The organism is Streptomyces roseofulvus, from assembly GCF_039534915.1.
GTDB lineage: Bacteria > Actinomycetota > Actinomycetes > Streptomycetales > Streptomycetaceae > Streptomyces > Streptomyces roseofulvus.
In genome coordinates this window covers 1,389,177-1,409,145 of sequence record NZ_BAAAWE010000001.1, presented here as the reverse complement: position 1 = coordinate 1,409,145, position 19,969 = coordinate 1,389,177, and the positions used below count along the sequence as shown (strand labels likewise).

Annotated in this window: 16 protein-coding genes and 1 pseudogene; 4 read left to right on the top strand and 13 right to left on the bottom strand. The window is 72.3% G+C overall.

Annotated features, from left to right (window positions below; translation table 11 throughout):
• Positions 1 to 26: 26 nt before the first annotated feature.
• The 4 genes from ABFY03_RS06450 to pdxR form a co-directional block, all read right to left on the bottom strand.
• Positions 27 to 2,795, bottom strand: a complete 2,769-nt coding sequence (locus ABFY03_RS06450) for a DUF7824 domain-containing protein (RefSeq protein ID WP_346169435.1) — start codon at positions 2,793 to 2,795, stop codon at positions 27 to 29.
• Positions 2,792 to 4,159: an SWIM zinc finger family protein gene (locus tag ABFY03_RS06445; protein ID WP_346169434.1), complete on the bottom strand. Its 1,368-nt coding sequence runs from the start codon at positions 4,157 to 4,159 to the stop codon at positions 2,792 to 2,794. Before ABFY03_RS06445 ends, ABFY03_RS06450 begins: the two co-directional genes overlap by 4 nt.
• A gap of 85 nt (positions 4,160 to 4,244) precedes the next feature.
• A complete protein-coding gene (locus tag ABFY03_RS06440; RefSeq protein WP_346169433.1) occupies positions 4,245 to 5,861 on the bottom strand; it encodes an alkaline phosphatase D family protein in 1,617 nt (538 codons plus the stop codon).
• A gap of 150 nt (positions 5,862 to 6,011) precedes the next feature.
• The gene (gene pdxR, locus ABFY03_RS06435; protein WP_346169432.1) at positions 6,012 to 7,490 is read right to left on the bottom strand and encodes a MocR-like pyridoxine biosynthesis transcription factor PdxR; all 1,479 of its coding nucleotides are present in this window, start codon (positions 7,488 to 7,490) and stop codon (positions 6,012 to 6,014) included.
• Here pdxR and ABFY03_RS38020 point away from each other — a divergent pair.
• Positions 7,481 to 7,942, top strand: a pseudogene (locus tag ABFY03_RS38020) (EamA family transporter); the annotation flags it as partial. The gene pdxR and the pseudogene ABFY03_RS38020 overlap by 10 nt on opposite strands.
• A gap of 483 nt (positions 7,943 to 8,425) precedes the next feature.
• Here the strand turns inward: ABFY03_RS38020 and ABFY03_RS06425 are convergent.
• A complete protein-coding gene (locus ABFY03_RS06425) occupies positions 8,426 to 9,262 on the bottom strand; it encodes an alpha/beta fold hydrolase (RefSeq protein WP_346169431.1) in 837 nt (278 codons plus the stop codon).
• Positions 9,263 to 9,631: 369 nt separating this feature from the next.
• Between ABFY03_RS06425 and ABFY03_RS06420 the strand changes: the two genes are divergently transcribed.
• Positions 9,632 to 10,372: a GntR family transcriptional regulator gene (locus ABFY03_RS06420; RefSeq protein WP_346169430.1), complete on the top strand. Its 741-nt coding sequence runs from the start codon at positions 9,632 to 9,634 to the stop codon at positions 10,370 to 10,372.
• Positions 10,373 to 10,521: 149 nt separating this feature from the next.
• Here the strand turns inward: ABFY03_RS06420 and ABFY03_RS06415 are convergent, their stop codons facing one another.
• Entirely contained in the window at positions 10,522 to 11,679 is a 1,158-nt protein-coding gene (locus ABFY03_RS06415; RefSeq protein ID WP_319007846.1) for an ROK family transcriptional regulator, read from the bottom strand.
• A 255-nt stretch (positions 11,680 to 11,934) separates the two neighbouring features.
• On the opposite strand from ABFY03_RS06415, the gene ABFY03_RS06410 reads away from it, so the two are divergent.
• A complete protein-coding gene (locus tag ABFY03_RS06410) occupies positions 11,935 to 12,372 on the top strand; it encodes a hypothetical protein (protein WP_346169429.1) in 438 nt (145 codons plus the stop codon).
• A 63-nt stretch (positions 12,373 to 12,435) separates the two neighbouring features.
• Here ABFY03_RS06410 and mug read toward each other — a convergent pair whose 3' ends face one another.
• The 3 genes from mug to ABFY03_RS06395 form a co-directional block, all read right to left on the bottom strand.
• Positions 12,436 to 12,933 carry a G/U mismatch-specific DNA glycosylase gene (mug, locus tag ABFY03_RS06405; protein WP_319007848.1) on the bottom strand — a complete coding sequence of 166 codons (498 nt, stop codon included), beginning with the start codon at positions 12,931 to 12,933 and terminating at the stop codon, positions 12,436 to 12,438.
• A gap of 62 nt (positions 12,934 to 12,995) precedes the next feature.
• Positions 12,996 to 14,438, bottom strand: coding sequence for an adenylosuccinate lyase (gene purB / locus ABFY03_RS06400; protein ID WP_319007849.1), 1,443 nt, complete (start codon positions 14,436 to 14,438; stop codon positions 12,996 to 12,998).
• Positions 14,439 to 14,537: 99 nt separating this feature from the next.
• Positions 14,538 to 15,320, bottom strand: coding sequence for an SGNH/GDSL hydrolase family protein (locus ABFY03_RS06395; RefSeq protein WP_319007850.1), 783 nt, complete (start codon positions 15,318 to 15,320; stop codon positions 14,538 to 14,540).
• A 64-nt stretch (positions 15,321 to 15,384) separates the two neighbouring features.
• Here ABFY03_RS06395 and ABFY03_RS06390 point away from each other — a divergent pair, with 64 nt between their 5' ends.
• A complete protein-coding gene (locus ABFY03_RS06390; protein ID WP_346169428.1) occupies positions 15,385 to 16,476 on the top strand; it encodes a maleylpyruvate isomerase N-terminal domain-containing protein in 1,092 nt (363 codons plus the stop codon).
• A 79-nt stretch (positions 16,477 to 16,555) separates the two neighbouring features.
• Here ABFY03_RS06390 and ABFY03_RS06385 read toward each other — a convergent pair whose 3' ends face one another.
• The 4 genes from ABFY03_RS06385 to ABFY03_RS06370 all read right to left on the bottom strand — a co-directional run bounded on the left by ABFY03_RS06385 (position 16,556) and on the right by ABFY03_RS06370 (position 19,956).
• The gene (locus ABFY03_RS06385) at positions 16,556 to 17,575 is read right to left on the bottom strand and encodes a hemolysin family protein (protein WP_319007852.1); all 1,020 of its coding nucleotides are present in this window, start codon (positions 17,573 to 17,575) and stop codon (positions 16,556 to 16,558) included.
• Positions 17,572 to 18,912: a hemolysin family protein gene (locus ABFY03_RS06380; RefSeq protein WP_319007853.1), complete on the bottom strand. Its 1,341-nt coding sequence runs from the start codon at positions 18,910 to 18,912 to the stop codon at positions 17,572 to 17,574. The genes ABFY03_RS06385 and ABFY03_RS06380 overlap by 4 nt, the downstream gene beginning before the upstream one ends.
• 200 nt (positions 18,913 to 19,112) lie before the next feature.
• On the bottom strand, positions 19,113 to 19,544 hold the full coding sequence (locus tag ABFY03_RS06375; protein WP_346169427.1) for a GNAT family N-acetyltransferase: 432 nt from the start codon (positions 19,542 to 19,544) through the stop codon (positions 19,113 to 19,115).
• A 67-nt stretch (positions 19,545 to 19,611) separates the two neighbouring features.
• Positions 19,612 to 19,956 (bottom strand): VOC family protein, encoded by a 345-nt coding sequence (locus tag ABFY03_RS06370; protein ID WP_319007855.1) that lies wholly within the window; start codon positions 19,954 to 19,956, stop codon positions 19,612 to 19,614.
• Between the last annotated feature and the right edge of the window lie 13 nt (positions 19,957 to 19,969).

The window sequence follows — 19,969 nt, the reverse complement described above, 5'->3', positions numbered from 1 at the left end:
GGCGATCTGGAGGATTTATGACTGATTCAGGGCGATTCTGCCGTGCCCTGATCGGTTTTCTGGCGGAGTGCGTTCAGGAGGCGCTTGGACTGCGTCACCAACTGTGACGTGCCGCGCGCCGAGGCATGCCGTTCGAGTCCTGACAGTTCCCCCGTCGCCCCGCAGCGTTCCACGCAGTCCGCCGCGATGGCCAGCAGCTCGCCCAGGCCACGCATGGGCTTCTCCGCCTCCAGGAGTGCCGGGAGCGCCTCCGAGAGAATCGTCCACACGGTGCCGTACGCGCCGGTGGCGGCCGCGGTCCGGGCCGCGTCCGCGAGGCGGTTGGGCTTCATCGAGCGTTCGGCGAGGAGCCAGGCCAGATCCCTGCCCACCTGGCGGGCGTCGAGCTCACCGCGGGCCGCCAGGACGAGCAGGGCGTCGACGGCCCGCAGCCGGTCGTCGGCGTCCCGACAGCCGAGGCCGAAGGCCAGTACCAGCGCCACAGCCCGGCCCATCTGTCCTTCACCCTCCGCGAGAAGGGTGAGCGGACCCGTCACGTCTCGTGCGGTGTCGCCGTCGACCGCGCTCGCCATGGACGAGAGCAGAAACGCCGCGAGCAGCTCCCGGTCCGCGGGCAGCAGCGTGGCCCATCGCTCGGGGACCTGCTCCCAGTGGTAGCAGCCTCGGGCGTTCGGCAGCAGACCACCGGCGAGCCAGTGGAAGGTCTTCGGGAACTCCTTCTTGAACTCCGGGCGCTTCGCCATCTCGACCAGAATCCGGTTCACCAGCCACCAGCGGTCCGAACCCTTGTCCGCTCGGGGACGGAATCGCACCGTCGCGACCAGCGGGTTCTCCGAGCGCAGCCACGCCGCCAACCGAGCCCCCGCCCCACTGCCCAGCGCCTCTGCCTGCTCCGCGGCCTGCGCTGCGGACGGGTCCTGTCGGCGCACCCTCAGCAGTGCGTGGCCCAGGTCCACCGGCGCCGGTTCGAGTCCGGCGTCCGCATACTCGCGAAGCCGCCCCACGAGGACCAGAGGATCGATGCCTCCGGTGTGCCGGGTCGGTGTGGACAGGAGCAACGGCAGCGTGCCGCCGCCGATCAGGTGAGCAACCTCCCAGATCCGGGTCTCCTCCGTCACCTCCATCGCTCGGTGCACACACGCCTGCGGAGGAACCGGCTGATTCCGGCCGGCTTCGATCCGTTCCGGCTTCACCTTCCCCACGAGCGAGGCCAGGACGGCCTCCATGCCGCGCGGACCGTGCCGGAAGTAGTCATATCGAAGGTGGTGCGGGAAAGCGCTCGTGTCGTACCAGTAGGCGTCGGCGAACGACTCTCGTACGTGGGCGGCCACCTTGTCCCGGTCCTGGTGAGCATGCCGTACCAGACCGTCGAGAGCCCTTTCGAACTCCATCGCGCCGCCCGATCGCCGCTGCTGGACCAGCAGGTCTTCCATCAATTCCTCCAGCGACCCCTCCGGCCCCGGCAGGAACTCAGGCTCCGGTACGGGAGGCAGGAGCTCCTCGTACGGAAGCTGGTCGGCCGTCGCCACGAGGCTGCCGAAGACCGCCTCGGCAGCGCTCCGGTGGGCGGGGCCGAGCAGCGAAGCCGCCTCGGCGAGCCCCCGACTCGTCTCCTCGTCGACGGACTTCAGGTGGCGAGCCACGACCCGCAGCGCTCGCTCCTGAATCTCCGAGTCGTCGTGACCGAAGGCATCAGCGACCACGGGCAACACCTCGGCGGCGAGCGCCGGATTCTTGGCGAGCGCCCGGTTGACCAGCGACAACTGGGCTCGCAGCAGTTTCTTCTCCGTGCGGAACAGCACCCCCGCCGTCATCTCCGCGAAGGCCCCACCGGGCAGCGCCCCCTCAAGCGCAAGTCCGGACAGTGCCTTCTGTGCGTATCCGGCAACCGGGGAGACCGCGTCGGCGGTCATGCCGATCCAGTCGGCGATGCGCTCGCGTCGCTCCTCCGCGTTCGGCGGCACCAACTGCAGCAGCGCCAAGGAGAACCGCAGGTTGCGCTGTCGTCCGCCGCGCAGCAGTCGCGACACGCACAGGTCGACCGTCTCCGCGCGGTCGAGCACTCCTTCGCTCACGAGCGCCGCCAGGGCGGTCGGCCAGTGTGTCGCGGAACCGCTCTTCCCCGACGAGGCCAGCTGGTCCGGGGTCTCCTGCATCGCGAGCGCGTGGGCCACGAGCACTGGCGTCTGCGGATCCGCCCTCAGGCTCTCCAGCAGCCTGCTGTCCGTGATCTGCCGGGCCCAGCCGAGCACATAGCCGTCCGTCGCCGGCACCGTTGCTCCCGAGCTCTCGACCAACCCCCGGATCAGCCCGTAGCACGCCTCCGCGACCGTCGGCTTGGCCGCCAGCCGGTGAGCGACGTCGGCACGCCACACGGGCGTCCGGTCCAAGAGCACCCGCAGGGTCAGGACGCCGTCCTCGGTACGCCAGCTGAGCAGGTCGCGCCCGCCGAGCCAGCTCGCTGCCGCGGCGGCCCCCGTGTGGCAGCCCGCCCCCGCGACGTACAAAGCCCGCCGAACGCGAGCTGTCTCCTCCCACCGGTTCCAGTCCCAGGAACGCACCTCGGAGCGCAGTGCCTTGAGCTGCCGGAGTGCCTCCGCACGTGCGGAGGCGTCCAACGGTTCCAGAAGTACTGGAACCTCGCCGGCGCGACCGGCGCGCACCGCCTTCATCAGCGCGTCGACGCCACTGGCGTCGCTCGTCCCGCTGAGTACCGCTGTCGTCATCTCCACCCCCATGGGTTGCTTGCCTGCTCCATCGCCGCGCCCGACCCGAGGCGCGCTGCCCACCGTCATGCCGCCGACGCCCCTCCCGCGCCGCGACGCACCATGCGTACCGCCAAGGCGTGCTTGCACGGCCCACGCCGGCCGCGATAGTCCGTCCACCACGTGCACGTGCAGCTCAGGACCCCGTCGGCTTCCCTGACGCGGTAGCGCCGCTCGCCCGAGACCACCGTCGCCATCTCCTTGTCGAGAGTCACCGCGTCCCGCGCCACCAGTTGTCGCGCGGAGACAAGCCGTGGGTTGTGCCGTTCGGCTCTGTCCGCGTCATAGGGAAGCTCCCGGTGGAAGTACGCGGCGTCCGCGACGTCGTAGCCGACCCGCCCGGCCGTGCCCAGCCTGGTCAGGGCGGCGCGGACCCGGTCCATGGTGAGTCCGGACTGTTCCGTGAGATCGGCCGGATCGATCCTCGGCTCCCAGGCGAGGAGGACGCCGATCAGCTCCGCGTCCGCGGCAGCGTCGTCCGTGGCGAGGGCTTCGAGAACGCCGCCCTCCCCGGAGAATCCGCGGGCGGGATCGGGGGAGAGGGTGAGGGTCAGCCGCATGCCCGGCAGGGTCACTTCCCAAGCGCTGGGCGCGGCCATGCCGTCGGGCAGTGGCCCGTACACCCGGAGTGCCGTGGCGAAGCGCAGCACCCGCTCCAGAGCGACCAGCCGGTCCGGCCCCGGCAGGCATACGGCTCCCAGCCCCGGGCGGGTCGTCGGGCGAAGAGTCCGGCCGGACTGGGCCACCCACAGCGGAGCCCGGCCCCGGCTCTGCGTGCGGGGCAGCCCGCGAAGGAACCGCACGGCCTCAGCACCGGTCAGCTCGGCCCGCAGGTCGAACCGGGCCGAGGCGACCTGTGCCTCCGCGAAGCCCCGCAACCAGCGGTCGGGCAGGGGAACCTTCTTCTCCACCACCGATCCGCCGAGGGTCGAGACCGCCATCTCGTCCGGCCCCACCCGCAGATGCATCGGATCGTCGCCGGACATCCGTGAAAGCGCTTCGCGCAGAGGGTTGTTCACGTCGACGTTGGTGGTGCCGTGGCCTGTTTCCGTTCCACCGAGGCCCTCGTCGAGCACGTCGAGCCGCGCGTACACCCCGCCGCACCCCGAGAAGGACTCGAACCTCAGACGGTCCCCGTTCCCCGTCACGACAGGATCCAGCGACCCCGGTCTCGTCCGCTGGTAGTAGCGGGCCGCGGCCACATCCGCCACCGCCAGCAGGCCGCGAGCGGCTATCTGAGGCGCTGCCAGGAAACCGGCGAAGAAGTGGGGATGGGCCTCGGCGCCGCGAGGCGTCATGCCTCCGGCCGTCTCCAGACCGAGGAGCCGGCCGGAGGCCGTGGACTCAAGGGAAGATGGGCGTGCGTAAGCGAGCGCCTGAACGGATCGCGTCATGAAATCGACGGTAGGGCCCGCCACTGACATCCCGCTCGTATCCACAGGCCGGCCTGTGGATAACTCCGCGCAACGGGGAACCGAGCTACTGTCCCACCAGGCCCGGCTGCAGGACCTTGGTGAACAGCACGGTGTCGTCATCCCCTCGCAGACGCACCGTCAGCTCAGCGCTTGCGCCGTCGATGTCCACTTCGCCGAAGTACTGCGGGCTCTCCATCGGTGACACGTTCGCCCGTTCGGGCGCTCGCACGAACACGCGCTCCGGGCCGAACGTCGAGTCCAGCTTGTTCGCGGGGAACCCACCCGCGGCCAGCGGACCCGACACGAACTCCCAGAAAGGAGCGAAATCCTGGAAGGCGGCCCGCTCCGGCGCGTAGCGCTGCGCCGAGGTGTAGTGCACGTCCGCCGTGAGCCATACCGTGCCGGTGATCCGGCGGTGCTTGATGAACCGCAGCAGCTCGGCGATCTGCAGCTCACGTCCGAGCGGGGCGCCCGGGTCGCCCTGTGCGATCGCCTCGAAGGCGGTGGCGCCGTCCGGCACGACCAGTCCGATCGGCATGTCCGCGGCCAGAACCTTCCAGACCGCGCGTGAACGGGACAGTTCGTGCTTCAGCCAGGCGAGCTGCTCGGCTCCCAGGATGCCGGTGGTGTCGTCCGCCTGCCGGCCGGGCGAGTTCGCGTTGCGGTACGAGCGCATGTCCAGCACGAAGACATCGAGGAGCGGTCCGTATCGCACCACCCGGTGCATCCGGCCGCCTGCACCGGGACCGGCCGCCTGCATCGTCGAGACCGGGAAGTACTCGGCGAAGGCGCGCGACGCCCGGGAGGCGAGCACGTCCACGTTCTTCTCCGTGTACCGTGCGTCGTCGAGGATCTGGCCTGGGTACCAGTTGTTTCGTACCTCGTGGTCGTCCCACTGGACCACCGCCGGCACCTGCGCGTTGAACGCCCGGACATTCTGGTCGAGCAGGTTGTATCGGAAGTTGCCCCGGTACTCGTCGAGGGTCTCGGCGACCTTCGCCTTCTCCGGCGTCACCAGGTTGCGCCAGATCCGACCGTCCGGGAGCGTCACGGACGGCTGCAGCGGTCCGTCGGCATAAACGGTGTCACCGCTGCACAGGAAGAAGTCGGGGTCGAGCCGGCGCATGGCCTCGAAAGCGCGGAACCCGCCGATGTCCGGGTTGATGCCCCAGCCCTGCCCGGCGATGTCCCCGGACCAGAGAAAGCGCACGCCGTCGCGACGCCGCTCCGGAGCCGTACGGAACGTGCCGAGGACCGGCTCGCTCGTGCGTCGCGGATCGTCGATGTCGGCGAGGACGACCCGGTAGTGGATCTGCTCACCGGGCGGCAGGCCCCGCAGAAACGTCGTTCCCGTGAAGTCGGTTCCCGTGCCCAGCAGCGGCCCGCGATGACGGCGAACCCGTCGGAACGACTCCGTCGCGGACGTCTCGACGATCATCCGGGCGGGCCGGTCCGACCGGACCCACACCAGCCCGGAACGGGCCGTGACGTCACCGGTCTGCACACCCCACTGGGCCGCGGGTCGCCCCGACAGGGCGAAGGCCGGCGCCGCAAGGCCCCCGCCGCCCAGGGCGATCCCGGCGGAGGCCGCGAGCGAGCCCCGCAGCACACTGCGGCGCGCGGGAGCGGAAGGATTCGTGGCCGGGACGGCAGTGTGGGAGCCGGGCGGGTTCTTGGACATGTGACCTCCGAGAGCGGATCAGGGCCGACACGACGTCGTGGCGACGACGTCGAGACCGGCGTCCGGTGCGACAGTCCGCACCGGAACCTTGCCTAGTCGCCAGGAGCAGCGACCGCGCGAACCCCGCGTGAACAGAAGACCCTTGCCGCCTCAGCAATCCTCCAGGGCCTCCGCCACACGTCGTATCCCTGCCGAGATCGCCGTCGGTGCCAGATGCGCGTACCCGATGACCAGTCGCACGGCGCCGTCCGAAGGGCGTGCCGTCCCGTACTCCTCCAGGCGTCGCATGGCCACGCCCGCGCCCGCCGCATGGGCCAGGAACCGTTCGGCCGGCCCGAATCGGACCGGGAGGCAGGCGATGACATGGAGTCCGGCCGCGATGCCGGTGACCTCCGTTCCAGGGAATTGCTTCTCCAGCGCGGCCAACAGGGCGTCACGCCGCTCCCGGTACATGCGCTGGCAGCGCCGCAACTGCCGGTCGTAGCCCCCGCTCGTCACCATGTGTGCCAACACCGCCTGGTCGAGTGCCGGATGGCCCAGATCCATCGTCCGCTTCCGTTCGACGACCTCGTCGACGAGCGCCTCCGGCAGCACCATCCAGCCCAGCCGCAGCCCCGGCGCAAGGGACTTGCTCACCGAGCCGGCGTACACGACCCGCTCGGGATCCAGCCCCTGGAGCGCGCCGACCGGCGCGCGGTCGTACCGGAAGTCGCCGTCGTAGTCGTCCTCCAGGACGTAGCCGTCCACCGTGCGCGCCCACTCCAGGAGCATTCCTCGGCGCTCCGCCGACCACGCGATCCCGGACGGGAACTGGTGCGACGGCGTCACCACCACGGCCCGAAGGCCCGCCGCCCTCAGTGGATCGGGACACAGGCCGTCCTCGTCGAGCGGCAGCCACACCGATCTCAGGCCGGTCGCTGCGAAGAGCCGAGCGTGCTCGGGGCTTCCCGGGTCCTCCACACCCACTTCGCCGTGTCCCCGCGACCGGAGCGCGAACCCGAGCAGCGTCGCCGCTTGTGCCACGCCCGAACACACCACCAGCCGGTCCGGATCAGCCACCACGCCCCGGCGCCTGGTCAGCATCGACGCGAGCGCCGCACGCAGCACGGGCAGTCCCCGTGGATCGGGGTATCCGAGTGCCTGGTGCGGCAGCTCGGTGAGCACCGCTCGCTGGGCCGCCGCCCATGCCGTTCGCGGGAAGAGGGAGAGATCGGGGGTGCCGGGCCGGAAGTCGACCGTGACCCCGGAGGGGTACGGGTCCGACGCCGCAGGTGCGCTCGGGTCGGCAGGCGTGGTCGCCCGTGCCGTTCGGGCCGTGCCGCTCACCCAGGTCCCCGAGCCCCGGCCGCTGCGGAGGTAGCCCTCCGCCGCCAGCTGCTCGTACGCCTCCGTGACCAGGCCGCGCGAGACTCCGAGGTCGGCTGCGAGTGCGCGGCTCGACGGCAGGCGGGTGCCGGCGGTGAGCCGTCCGGTGCGGACCGCCTCGCGCAGGGCTTCCTGCAGGGCGCGGCCGCGTCGGCGCGCGGGTGCCGCCGCGGCGGGCAGCAGCAGCTCCCACGCCGGCTGCGCGCCGACGTCCCTGGCCGACGGAACCGGCGCCGCGCCTGAAGTGGTCCCCGATGACGTCATGGAAGTGGACCTTAATCCGGGCCGCTCTGCTCCCTAGCGTCAGGACCATGAACGCGAACGCCCTGCGCGGAGTCCTGCTCGTGACCCTCGCCTACGCCCTCGTCGGCGCTTCCTTCACCGCCAACGGTCTGCTCGGCGACTACCCGTACGCGGGCGGACAGGCCCTCCGTTACGGTGCCGCCTGTCTGCTCCTGCTCCCCCTTCTCGGCCGGGGAGGGCTCGCTCCGCTGCGACGGCTCAGGCCCGGTCAATGGGTGCGGATCGCGGTCCTGGCCGCCGTCGGCATGGTCGGCTTCAACCTGGCCGTCCTCGCCGCCGAGCGCACGGCCGAGCCCGCCGTCCCCGGCGTCGTCGTCGGGTGCGCCCCGATCGTGGTCGCCGTCCTCGTTCCGCTGCTCGAAGGGCGGCGGCCCGCGCCGGCGGTGTTGTACGGGGCTCTGCTCGTCGCCGCCGGTGCCTTCACGGTGCAGGGGTGGGGGCGTACCGACCTGGCGGGGCTCGGCTGGTCGGTGGCGGCGCTGGGCGGCGAGGTGGGGTTCACGGTGCTCGCGGTGCCCGTGCTGCGTCCGCTCGGTGCCCGGTTGCTCACGGTCGCCGTCTGCGGGGTCGGCGCGGTGGAGGCGGTGCTGCTCGGGATCGTCGTGGACGGTGCCGGGGTTGTGCGGATGCCGACCGCGGTGGAGTCGGGTGCCTTGCTGTGGCAGGCGGTGCTCGCGACCGTCGTCGGGTTCGTCCTCTTCTACATGGGCGTCGAGCGCATCGGTATGGAGCGCGCCACGCTCTTCACGGGCGCCATCCCCGTGGCGGCCGCGCTGAGCGCGGCCGCGGTCGGCGCGGCCACGCTCGGTCTGCCGCAGGCCGTCGGCGGTCTTCTCGTGGGAGCCGGCGCCGCGATCGGCACCGGGTTGCTGATGGGGCGGAAGGCGGCTGACGGTTCAGGCGGTGGCGCTGCCGTCGAGGATGACGCGGGCGACGAGCGCGGGGTCGTCGTTCATCGGGACGTGGCCGCAGCCGGGCAGGCGCACCAGGCGCGCGCCGGGGATGGCCTGCTTGGCGCGGACGCCCTGGCGGCGCAGGAGCAGGCGGTCTCGGGTGCCCCAGGCGATGGTGACCGGCAGCGACGGGATGTCGTCGCGGAAGAGGACGGTTCGCCCCGCGGCGAGGGTCTGGTGGAAGCCGGTGGCCTCGCGCAGCGCCAGCGTCTCGGCCACGACCGCCTCGGGTGAGCGGCGGCCGGGCCGGGCGTAGATGGTGCTGGTGAGCGCGGTGCGCCCGGCCGGGGTCCGGGACAGGCGGTCGATGAGGGGGACGGGCATCGAGAGGGCCGCGCCGCGCATGGCGCGCAGGGTGCCGAAGGCGTACCGGCGCTCGCTCTCGTTCCAGAAGCCGGCGGGGGAGAGGGCCGTGACCGAGCGGACGGCCTTCTCGCGGCCGAGCTGGAGGGCGAGCAGTCCGCCGAGCGAGTTGCCCGCCACGTGCGGCCGGTCGACGCCGAGCGCCGCACAGAAGGCGGCGAGCACGGGCGTGACCGTCGTCAGGTCGTAGGCGCAGCCCTGCGGGAGGCCGTCGGACGCGCCGAAGCCGGGCAGGTCGACGGCGATGACGTCGCGTTCCGTCGCCAGCACGTCGAGGACCGGCTCCCACGCCTGCCAGTGGTGGCCGATCCCGTGGAGGAGGAGCAGCGGAGCACCCGTTCCGCGGCGCTCGTACGTCAGGGACGTGGTGCGGCGACCCCGCGGGGTCTCGAACTCGAACGCGATCCGTGCCGGCATGGAGGCTCCCTCGTACATCCTCTTAGACGTCCTGTCAGCAAGATGTACTGGTCGGTAGCCGCGAGTTCAAGAGTCCTGCCGAAAGTGGCGCCGCCGGATCGCGCCGCTCGCCCTTCCTTCCTCCAGAAGACCCGCCCACCGGACCGGTGGGCGGGTCTTCATGCGTCTACGGGCCCGTGTGCCCGCCTCACGGGGGTGCGAACGTCCTGTGAACGATCAAGGTCAGAGGGTCACATTTCCGGACGTTCGGCGGAGGATTGGTCTTGACCAAGGTGGTGGCTCGCCTTATGGTCGCAGAGTTAGTGCAGGAACCTTTAATAAACAAGGGCGCGGAAACGCCGCGGGACACGGCGAATTGCGGAGGACAGGGTGGGGACCACGCAGCTGGAATCGGTCCAGGAACCGAAGTACCAGCACCTCAAGACGGTGATCGGCGAAGCTCTCGACTCCGACTTCGCGGTCGGTGAGATCCTGCCCAACGAGCGCGAGCTCGCGGCCCGCTTCGGCGTCGCCCGGGCCACGCTCCGCCAGGCCCTGGAGCAGCTGGAGCTCGAAGGACGCCTTCAGCGCCGGCGCGGCGTCGGCACGACGGTCGCGCCCCCGCGCGTCGGCGTCGACGTCTCGACCAAGCAGCACGCCTGGCCCGGCGTCGGCGACGACGCCTGGGAGGCGCAGGACGCCGTCCTCGGCAAGGCCCCCGTCGCCGTCGCGCGTCTGCTGGAGACCGCGGCCGACGAGGACGTGCACCTGGTGCGCCGGGTGCGCCTCAGCCAGGGCCAGGCCGTCGCCGCGGAACTGTTGTACGTGCCCGCCGGCTCGGTCGCCGGCCTCACCGCCCTCGACGCCCCCACCGGGCCCGCCGGTGCGCGCGCCGTGCTGCGCGAGCTCCAGCACCTGGCCCTCGACGGCCAGGACCGTTCGGTGGAGCTGGGCTCCGCGCGCGCGGACGACGCCAAGGAGCTGGACCGCCTGCCGGGCTCGCCGGTGCTGGTCGTGACGACCCGCTACCTCTCCGGCGGCCGTACCGCCGCCGTCTCCGTCGCCACCTACCGCGCCGACACCTGCCGTCTCACCTTCGGCGACTCCGTCGACCTGGCGATGGCCTCCTGACCCGGCCCGCCGCGGCGGCTCCCGAGAGCCGCCGCCCCGGGCAGTGCGAAGACCCGGCCTTCCGAGGCCGGGTCTTCGCCATTTCCTGATACCGATCGGGAGGGAGTGAGGACGGTGCACGCGTACGTGCACGCCTGCTCGCCGCGGGCTCAGCGCCGGGCCGTCACGCTGCCCTCGACGGCGAACAGTTGCTCCTCCACGTGGTCGAGCGCGAGGCGCAGCGCGCCCGTCCCGACGGCGGCCTCACCGAGCAGCGAGAGCACCACGCGCGGCGGGCGGAGGCAGAACCGCGCCAGTTCGTCGCGGAGCGGCTGCAGCACCCCGTCCAGGCCGGCCGCCCAGCCGCCGACCACCACCAGTTCCGGATCGAGCGCCAGCACGAGGGCGCCGACGTCGTGCACCAGCCGCTGGATGAACCGCTCGACCGCCGCCTGGGCCCGGGCATCGCCCTTCCTCGCCAGCGCGAAGACCTCCGTCACCGCCTGCTCGTCGAGCGGGTGCAGAGGCTCGTCGGTCGTCGACAGCAGGTGCTCCGGCGTGACGCCGCGCCCCAGCAGGTGCAGCGCGCCGATCTCGCCCGCCGCGCCGCCGTAGCCGCGGTGCAGCCGGCCGCCGATCAGCGAGCCCGCGCCGGGGCTCAGCCCGGCGAGCACGAAGACGATGTCGTCGGAGTCGGTCGCGGCGCCCTTCCAGTGCTCGGCGACCGCCGCCGCGTTGGCGTCGTTCTCCACGATCACCGGGCAGCGGAAGGAGCGGCGCAGCCGTTCGCCGAGCGCGAGGCCGGTCCAGCCGGGCAGCGCGGTGCCGAGCCGCACCGTGCCGTCGGCCTCCACGATTCCGGGGGTGCCGACGCCGACCGCCCGCAGGTTCGACCGGGGCACCCCGGCGCGGCGCAGGACGTCGGCGACGACCGTGCGCACCTTGTCCAGGCGTTCGTCCTCCGGCGCGGTCTCCGACACCTCGCGCGCGCCGGCGCTGATGATCCGGCCGTCGAGGCCGGAGAGGAGGGCGGCGACGCGGTGCGGGCCGATCTCGATGCCGAGGAGATGACCGGCCTCGGCGCGGAAGCGGAACCTCCGGGCGGGGCGGCCCTGGCGCCGTGCCTCACCCTCCTCGGGTGCGGCCTCGACGACGAGCCCGCCTTCGATGAGTCCCTCGACGACGCCTTCGACGGTCGGCCGGGACAGCCCGGTGATCCGGGTCAGATCCGTGAGCGTGCGCGCGTCGGAGCCGCGCAGAGCATGGAGTACCACCGCGGAATTGATCCGCCGCAGCAGCGACGGATCCCCGCCGGTCAGCCGCCCCACCGTGTGTCCTCCCAGCTCGTGCCCGTCTCAGGCGGATGGTACTCAATGGTTCCGGAGGCGGCGAGGGCCGCCCCCTGGCCGTGTCCGGGCCGTGTCCGCGCCGAGACACCGGTCCGCTCCCGGGTCCGCTCCCGGCTCTCCGTCCTGGTCCCCTCTTCGGCCCGCTCTCCGGTCCTTCCCGGTCGGCTCCCCGGTCCGTGCCCGGGGCTGACTGACGTGGCGCCAACTGTCAGTGGCGGGCGGTTTACTGGGCGCATGACCACGACACGCCTTCTGTCGGACCTCGACTTACTGCGGTCGAGGGAGTTCCCGGCAGGGCCGGAGCAGGCCGGCCACCTCGACAGCGGGCCCGGTTTCCATGTCGCCGCGCTGGCCACCAGCGAGGACTTCTGGGAGGACGACGGAAGCCGCCGGGAAGCGGTCGAGGAACAGTACGAAGCGGAGCGGGACGGGCTGGCCGCGCTGCTCGCCGCGCGCTGGGGCGAACCGGACCGCATGAGCCTGTGGTCGCTGCACCATCGCAGCATGGAGGGGGAACTGCTGCCGGAGCCCTGGTCCGTGCTGTGCGCGCACGTTCCGGACCTCACGCTGTGGCGCGTGGACACCAGATGGATCGGGCTGGGCGTCTCGCAGTGGGACAAGGAGCTGCCGTTCCAGCTCCTCGCCGTCGTCACGGACGTGGACCCGCCGTGAGACGTGAGGGGGCGCCGCCATCGGTCTCCGCGGCGCGGCCGAGGGGGACGGCGGTGTGACTCGTCATGCGGGCGGCAGGCCGGCCGCCCGCCGCAGTCGTGCGTACTCCTCCGCCATCGTCTCCGCCGTCCAGTGCGCGTTCAGTCCACTCGGATTGGGCAGGGCCCAGATCCGCGTCGTGCCGATGGTCCGCTCCTGAGGACCGATGGCCGCCCTCGGTTCACCGAAGGCGGTGCGGTACGCGGTCACGCCGACGACCGCGAGCCAGCGGGGCTTCAGCCGGAGGACCTTCTCGGTGAGGATGCGGCCGCCCTCGACGTACTCCTCGCGGCTCAGTTCGTCGGCGCGCGCGGTCGGCCGGGCCGCGACATTGGTGATGCCGAGCCCGTACGAGAGCAGCTCGTCCTGCTCGTCGGGGCGCAGCAGGCGCGGCGTGAAGCCGGAGAGGTGGAGCACCGGCCAGAAGCGGTTGCCCGGGCGGGCGAAGTGGTGCCCGGTCGCGGCGGTCATCAGGCCCGGGTTGATGCCGCAGAAGAGAACGGCGAGGCCGCCCTCGGCCACGTCGGGGACGACGCGGTCGCGGGCGGCCTCCAGTTCCTCGCGGGTGAACCGGCGGGTCCGGGTCAGAGGATCGCGCCCGGGGTGTAGGCGGCGGCCTCGGGGTGCTGCTTGACGAGCTCCTCGATCCGGGACACCACGGTGGCGACCTGATCGGCGGCGGCGCCGGTGAAGGACAGCTTGTCCGCCATCAGCTCGTCGAGCTGCGCGCGGTCCAGCGGGATGCGGTCGTCGGCGGCGAGCTTGTCGAGCAGCTCGTTGCGCTCCACGCCCTGCTCGCGCATGGCGAGGGCCGACGCCACCGCGTTCTCCTTGATCGCCTCGTGGGCGAGCTCGCGGCCCACGCCGGCGCGGACCGAGGCCATGAGGACCTTGGTGGTGGCGAGGAACGGGAGGTAGCGGTCGAGCTCGCGGGCGACGACGGCCGGGAAGGCGCCGAACTCGTCGAGCACGGTGAGGAAGGTCTCCAGCAGGCCGTCGAGCGCGAAGAACGCGTCCGGCAGCGCCACGCGGCGAACGACGGAGCAGGACACGTCGCCCTCGTTCCACTGGTCGCCGGCCAGCTCGCCGGTCATCGAGGCGTAACCGCGCAGGATGACCATGAGGCCGTTGACGCGCTCGCAGGAGCGGGTGTTCATCTTGTGCGGCATCGCGGAGGAGCCGACCTGGCCGGGCTTGAAGCCCTCGGTGACCAGCTCGTGGCCGGCCATCAGGCGGATCGTCTTGGCGATCGACGACGGGCCGGCGGCGAGCTGCACCAGCGCGGTGACCACGTCGTAGTCGAGCGAGCGCGGGTAGACCTGGCCGACCGAGGTGAAGGCGTGCGCGAAGCCGAGGTGGCCGGCGATGCGCTGCTCCAGCTCGGCGAGCTTGCCGGCGTCGCCGCCGAGCAGGTCGAGCATGTCCTGGGCGGTGCCCACCGGGCCCTTGATGCCGCGCAGCGGGTAGCGGCCGAGCAGGTCCTCCAGGCGGGTGTACGCCACGAGCAGCTCGTCCGCGGTGGTCGCGAAGCGCTTGCCGAGGGTGGTGGCCTGCGCGGCGACGTTGTGCGAGCGCCCGGCCATGACCAGCTCGCCGTACTCGGCGGACAGCTTGCCCAGGCGGGCGAGGACGGCCACCGTACGGTCCCGGACCAGCTCCAGGGAGAGGCGGATCTGGAGCTGCTCGACGTTCTCCGTGAGGTCACGGGAGGTCATGCCCTTGTGCACGTGCTCATGGCCGGCGAGGGCGTTGAACTCCTCGATGCGGGCCTTCACGTCGTGCCGGGTGACCTTCTCGCGCTCGGCGATGGAGCCGAGGTCGACCTGGTCGAGGACGCGCTCGTAGTCGGCGATCGCCGCGTCCGGAACCTCGATCCCGAGGTCCTTCTGGGCACGCAGCACGGCGAGCCACAGCTGGCGCTCCAGCTTCACCTTCTGCTCGGGGGACCAGAGGACGGCGAGCTCCGCGGAGGCGTAGCGGCCGGCCAGGACGTTGGGGATACGGGGCTTCACAGTCGCAGCAGTCACGTGTCCAGAGTTTACTGGTGATTTCTGCAGGCCAGCGCCGTGGTCCCGGCTGGAGCTTGCTACGAGACCCACGTCACGCGGCAGGTGCCCGCCGCCGGCTCAGACCTCGGACCGCGTCTCGTACGGCAGCAGCTCGGGCCGCTTCGGCGGGCGGCCGTCGCCGGACGAGCGACCGGTGAGGCGGCGGCCGATCCACGGACCGAGGTGTTCCCTGGCGAACCGGGCGTCCGCGGCGCGCCGCGTCACCCAGCCCGGCCGTACGGCGGCCGGGAGCGGCGCCCGCCAGTCGCTCTCGGCGGCGAGCCCCAGGCTCTGCCACACGGCCTCCGCCACCCGCCGGTGGCCGTCGGCCGTGAGGTGCAGCCGGTCCACGTCCCACAGCCGGGGGTCGCCGAGGACCGGCGCCCCGTACAGGTCGACCACGAGCGCGCCGTGCCGGGCGGCCAGCTCGTCGATGTGGCCGAAGAGCTCCTCCATCCGGGGGCGGAAGCGGTGCATGACCGGACCGTTCCGGCCGGGGCTCCGCATCAGGACCAGCTGCCCGCAGTGGGGTGTGAGGCGTTCCACGGCCTCGGTCAGGAGGTCCTTCACGCGGACCATGTCGACCTTGGGGCGGAGGGTGTCGTTGAGGCCGCCGACGAGGGTGACCACGTCCGCCTTCATCCCTGCCGCCAGGGCGACTTGCTCCTCGACGATCTGTCCGATGAGCTTCCCGCGCACCGCGAGGTTGGCGTACCGGAAGCCGGGCGTGCGAGCGGCGAGCCGGCCCGCGAGGACGTCCGCCCAGCCCCGGTACGAACCGTCGGGCCTCAGGTCCGACATACCCTCGGTGAAGCTGTCCCCGACGGCGACGAGACTGTTGTACGTGGCATTGATCTCCATGGCGGACCCGATCATACCGTGCGGTATGCGCGGGTGCCGAGGAGAACCCGGGAGGGGAAACCCGATGAGCGACGCGCTCCTGAACGCCCTGGCCGAGGCACTGGCCGGGCTGGTGACGGCGGTCGAGACCAGCGACGAGGACACCCTCGACCGCGACACGGCCGTGAAGTGGCTCGAAAGCACCGGGCACGCCCTCTCCGGGCTCGGCCACGCCGACCGGCGCACGCTCGACGGGCTCTTCCGCGCCGCCGCGCTCAGGGAGCCGCCGGGGCCGTGGCGCGACGGGCTGCTCACGGTCCCCGCGGGCCTCCGGCACGACGACGACGCCCATCCAGCCCTCCTCGACGAGGAGGCCCGCATCGCTCCCGAGGCGACCCGCCTCGCCCTCGACGACGGTGCCCACCTCGCCCTCGTCGACGCCGTCGCCGAGCGGGCGGGCCGGTACGCCGACACCGTCGGGGACGTCGACCCGGCCACCCCCGTGCCGACCTGCCCCGGCTGGACGCTCGGCGACCTGACCCGCCACCTCGGCACCGTCCACGGCTGGGCCGAGCACCTCGTGACCGCCCGCCCCGCCACCCGCGTCCGCGCCGGGGACCTGCCGCTGGACCCGCCGGCCGACCCGTCCGCGTACCCCGGCTGGTTCGCCGCCCGCGCCCAGGGCTTCACCACCGCCGCCCGTACCGCCGATCCCGCGGCCCCCGTGTGGTCACCGGGCGCCGACCCGTCGGTGCGCCACTACCCGCGCCATCTCCTGGCCGAGACGGTCGTCCACCTCGCCGACGCCGAGATCGCGCTCACCGGCAGCGCCCGGCCGATCGACCCGGGCACCGCGGCCGCCGCGCTCGACCACTTCCTCACCACGGCTCCGTACATCCCGTGGATCGCCGAACCGCTCGCCCACCTCGACCGCGACGGCGCGGTGCTCCGCCTGGCGGCACGGGACAGCGGCGCCGTCTGGACGCTGGTGCTCGGCGGCGGCGGTTTCACCTGGAGCAGGAGCGGTACGGGCGCCGAGCCCACCGCGAGCGTGACGGCGGACGCCGGCGAACTGCTCCTCCTGCTGCACCGCCGGTACGCCCCCGACGACCCGCGCTTCACCCGCACCGGCGACCGCGACCTCCTCGACGACTGGCTCGCGGCCTCCGCCCTCTGACGGCGCGCCCCCCCCGCAACGGGCACGGGAAGGGCCCCGGGATCCGAGATCCCGGGGCCCTTCCTCCGCGTCGCACCGCCTACGGCGCCGCCGGGCGCCCCACCAGCTCGCGGAGGACGTCCTCCATCGTGACCAGGCCGGCCAGCTTGCCGTCCTCGTCGAGCACGGCCGCCAGGTGCGTACGGCTGCGGCGCATCGCCGTCAGCACGTCGTCCATCGGCGTCGCCGCCCGCACGCGGGCGATCGGCCGCAGCGCCGACACCGGCAGCGGAAGGTCGCGCGGGGTGATGTCCAGGGCGTCCTTCACATGGAGGTAGCCCAGGATCCGGCGGTCGGAGTCCACCACGGGGAAGCGGGAGAAGCCCGACTCGGCGGACAGCGCCTCCAGCTGTTCCGGAGTGGTGCCCACCTGCGCGTACATCACCTTCTCCACCGGCATGACCACGTCGCGCACCGGGCGGCGGCCCAGCTCCAGCGCGTCGTGCAGACGCTCGGTCGCGCGGTCGTCGAGGAGACCGGCGTCGCTCGCGTCGGTGACCATCCGGGCCAGCTCGTCGTCCGAGAAGGTCGCCGCCACCTCGTTCTTCGCCTCCACCCGCAGCAGCTTCAGCAGCGTGTTCGCGAAGGCGTTGATGGTGAAGATCACCGGGCGCAGCGCGCGCGCCAGCGTCACCAGCGGCGGACCGAGGAGCAGGGCGGTCCTGGTCGGCTCCGCGAGCGCGATGTTCTTCGGCACCATCTCGCCGAGGAGCATGTGCAGATACGTGGCCACGGCCAGCGCGATCACGAACGAGATCGGGTGGACCAGGCCGTGCGGCACGCCGACGGCGTCGAAGACGGGCTCCAGCAGGTGCGCGATGGCCGGCTCGGCCACGATGCCGAGCACCAGGGTGCACAGCGTGATGCCGAGCTGAGCCGCCGCGAGCAGCGCGGAGACGTGTTCCAGACCCCAGACGACGCTGCGGGCCCGGCGGTCGCCGGCCTCCGCGAGGGGCTCGATCTGGCTGCGCCGTACCGAGATCAGGGCGAACTCGGCGCCGACGAAGAAGGCGTTCACGACCAGCGTGAGGAAGCCGATCAGCAACTGGATCGCGGTCATCGGTGCGCCTCCCCGGTCTCGTCGTCGTGCTGGGGGAGCGGCGCGTGCAGGAGGACGCGCGCGGCGCGGCGCCCGGAGGCGTCGACGACGTCGAGGCGCCAGCCGCCCAGTTCGACGGTGTCGCCGACGGCCGGGATCCGGCCCAGCTCGGTCGCGAGGACGCCGGCGAGGGTCTCGTACGGTCCGTCCGGCACCTTCAGGCCGATGCGTTCCAGCTGGTCGGTGCGAGCGGCTCCGTCGGCCGACCACAGCAGGCGGCCGTCCTCGTCCTCGCCGGCCCGGGCCAGGTCGGGGGTCTCGTGCGGGTCGTGCTCGTCGCGCACCTCGCCGACGACCTCCTCGACGATGTCCTCCAGCGTCGCGACGCCTGCGGTGCCGCCGTACTCGTCGATGACGACGGCCATCGTCTGCTTCCCGGACAGCCGGTCGAGCAGCTTGTCCACGGTCAGCGTCTCGGGCACGAGCAGCGGCTCGCGCGCGATGTCGCCGACGCGGCGCAGCCGCCGCTCGTCGGCGGGTATGGCGAGCACGTCCTTGATGTGCGCGATGCCCACGACGGTGTCCAGGTTGCCCCGGTAGACGGGGAAGCGGGAGAGGCCGGTGGCGCGCGTGGCGTTCGCGACGTCCTCGGCGGTGGCCTGCACCTCCAGGGCGGTCACCTGGACGCGCGGCGTCATCACGTTCTCGGCGGTGAGCTCCGCGAGGTTCAGAGTGCGAACGAACAGTTCGGCCGTGTCGGGCTCCAGGGCGCCCTCCTTCGCCGAGTGGCGCGCGAGCGCCACCAGCTCCTGGGGAGAGCGCGCGGAGGCGAGCTCCTCGGTGGGCTCCATGCCCAGGCGGCGCAGGATCCGGTTGGCCGTGTTGTTGAGGTGGCTGATCAGCGGCTTGAAGGCGGCCGTGAACACGCGCTGCGGTGTCGCCACGACCTTGGCGACGGCGAGCGGCTGTGAGATCGCCCAGTTCTTGGGGACCAGCTCGCCGACCACCATGAGGACCACGGTGGACACGGCGGTGCCGATGACCAGGGCGATCGAGGAGGCCACCGACGGGGAGAGCCCGAGCGCCTCGACCGGTCCCTGGATCAGCTTGGCGATGGAGGGCTCGGAGAGCATGCCGACGACCAGGTTGGTGACGGTGATGCCGAGCTGGGCGCCGGAGAGCTGGAAGGTGAGCGACCTGACGGCCTTGAGGGCGCCGGCGGCGCCGCGCTCGCCGCGCCGCACGGCCGCTTCGAGCTCGCCCCGTTCGACGGTCGTCAGCGAGAACTCGGCCGCCACGAACGCACCGCACGCGAGCGCGAGCAGCAGCGCCACCAGGAGCAGAAGCACTTCGGTCATCGGTTCACCTCCGTCCCATGATCAGTCAGCGGGGCACGGAACGCGCGATGTCGGTCGCCGGAATCGGAACCGGTGCTTTCGGTAGGGGTGACACCAGTGCTACTGGGAGGCTCGCCCATGGGCGGACGTTCACACCTTTCGGTCGTCTCGGTCTTCGTATGGAGATCTCATAGTAAAGGATCGGCAAAACGCCGGGACGATCACCCGGCGAACGGCTTCACCCATCGGCGCCACTGGTCCTGCCGCGCGTACCCCGCCGCCTCCCAGGCACGCTGCGCGCGCTCGTTCACCTCCAGGACCATCGCGTCCGCGCGGCGGCCGCCCAGCGCGGCGAATCGATCCTCCGCCGCCTGGAGCAGCGCCTTCGAGAGGCCGCGCCTGCGGTACGAGGGGAGCACCGCGAGCCGGTAGAGCGAGGCGCGCCAGCCGTCCCAGCCGGCGATCACCGAACCGACGATCCGCTCGCCGTCCACGGCGAGGATCAGGGCTTCCGGGTCGCGGTCGAGGAGCCGCCTCACCCCGTCGACGTCGTCCGAGATGGAGGTGCCCTCGGCGGACTCCCGCCAGAAGGCGAGCACGGACTCGGCGTCGGAGGGCACGGCGGCGCGCATCTCTATGTCGATATCGATCATGGCTCGATCCCACCACGCGGGTCGGGGCGTCGCCAGCACGTTCCACAGGGTGGATCGGCGGTACGGGTCACCCCGTGACGAAGCAGAACTCGTTGCCCTCCGGATCCCGCATCACCTGGAAGGACCCCTGCTCGTCGGTGACGAGGCCGCCGACGCGGACAGCGCCGCGCGGCGACACCTCGTCGGCCGCCGCCGCCGGGTCCGGCACCTCCAGGTCCAGGTGGAGCCGGTTCTTCGCGGCCTTGCCCTCGGGGACCCGCTGGAAGGCGACGCGGACGAAACCGGGCGGGTCCACGTACGACCAGTCGGGGCTCCGGTCGACGGGCTCCCCGCCGAGGAGACCCGCCCAGAAACGGACCAGCGCGGCCGGTTCGCCGCAGTCGAAGACGAGCTCCTGAACGTGTGCGCGCATCCCCTCACTCTAC

Bases quoted from the DNA above. Each gene is read 5' to 3' on its own strand.
- ABFY03_RS06450 (WP_346169435.1), bottom strand. From the start codon at position 2,795: ATGACGGTGGGCAGCGCGCCTCGGGTCGGGCGCGGCGATGGAGCAGGC.
- ABFY03_RS06445 (WP_346169434.1), bottom strand. From the start codon at position 4,159: ATGACGCGATCCGTTCAGGCGCTCGCTTACGCACGCCCATCTTCCCTT.
- ABFY03_RS06440 (WP_346169433.1), bottom strand. From the start codon at position 5,861: ATGTCCAAGAACCCGCCCGGCTCCCACACTGCCGTCCCGGCCACGAAT.
- pdxR (WP_346169432.1), bottom strand. From the start codon at position 7,490: ATGACGTCATCGGGGACCACTTCAGGCGCGGCGCCGGTTCCGTCGGCC.
- ABFY03_RS06425 (WP_346169431.1), bottom strand. From the start codon at position 9,262: ATGCCGGCACGGATCGCGTTCGAGTTCGAGACCCCGCGGGGTCGCCGC.
- ABFY03_RS06410 (WP_346169429.1), top strand. From the start codon at position 11,935: ATGACCACGACACGCCTTCTGTCGGACCTCGACTTACTGCGGTCGAGG.
- ABFY03_RS06395 (WP_319007850.1), bottom strand. From the start codon at position 15,320: ATGGAGATCAATGCCACGTACAACAGTCTCGTCGCCGTCGGGGACAGC.
- ABFY03_RS06390 (WP_346169428.1), top strand. From the start codon at position 15,385: ATGAGCGACGCGCTCCTGAACGCCCTGGCCGAGGCACTGGCCGGGCTG.
- ABFY03_RS06385 (WP_319007852.1), bottom strand. From the start codon at position 17,575: ATGACCGCGATCCAGTTGCTGATCGGCTTCCTCACGCTGGTCGTGAAC.
- ABFY03_RS06380 (WP_319007853.1), bottom strand. From the start codon at position 18,912: ATGACCGAAGTGCTTCTGCTCCTGGTGGCGCTGCTGCTCGCGCTCGCG.
- ABFY03_RS06375 (WP_346169427.1), bottom strand. From the start codon at position 19,544: ATGATCGATATCGACATAGAGATGCGCGCCGCCGTGCCCTCCGACGCC.
- ABFY03_RS06370 (WP_319007855.1), bottom strand. From the start codon at position 19,956: ATGCGCGCACACGTTCAGGAGCTCGTCTTCGACTGCGGCGAACCGGCC.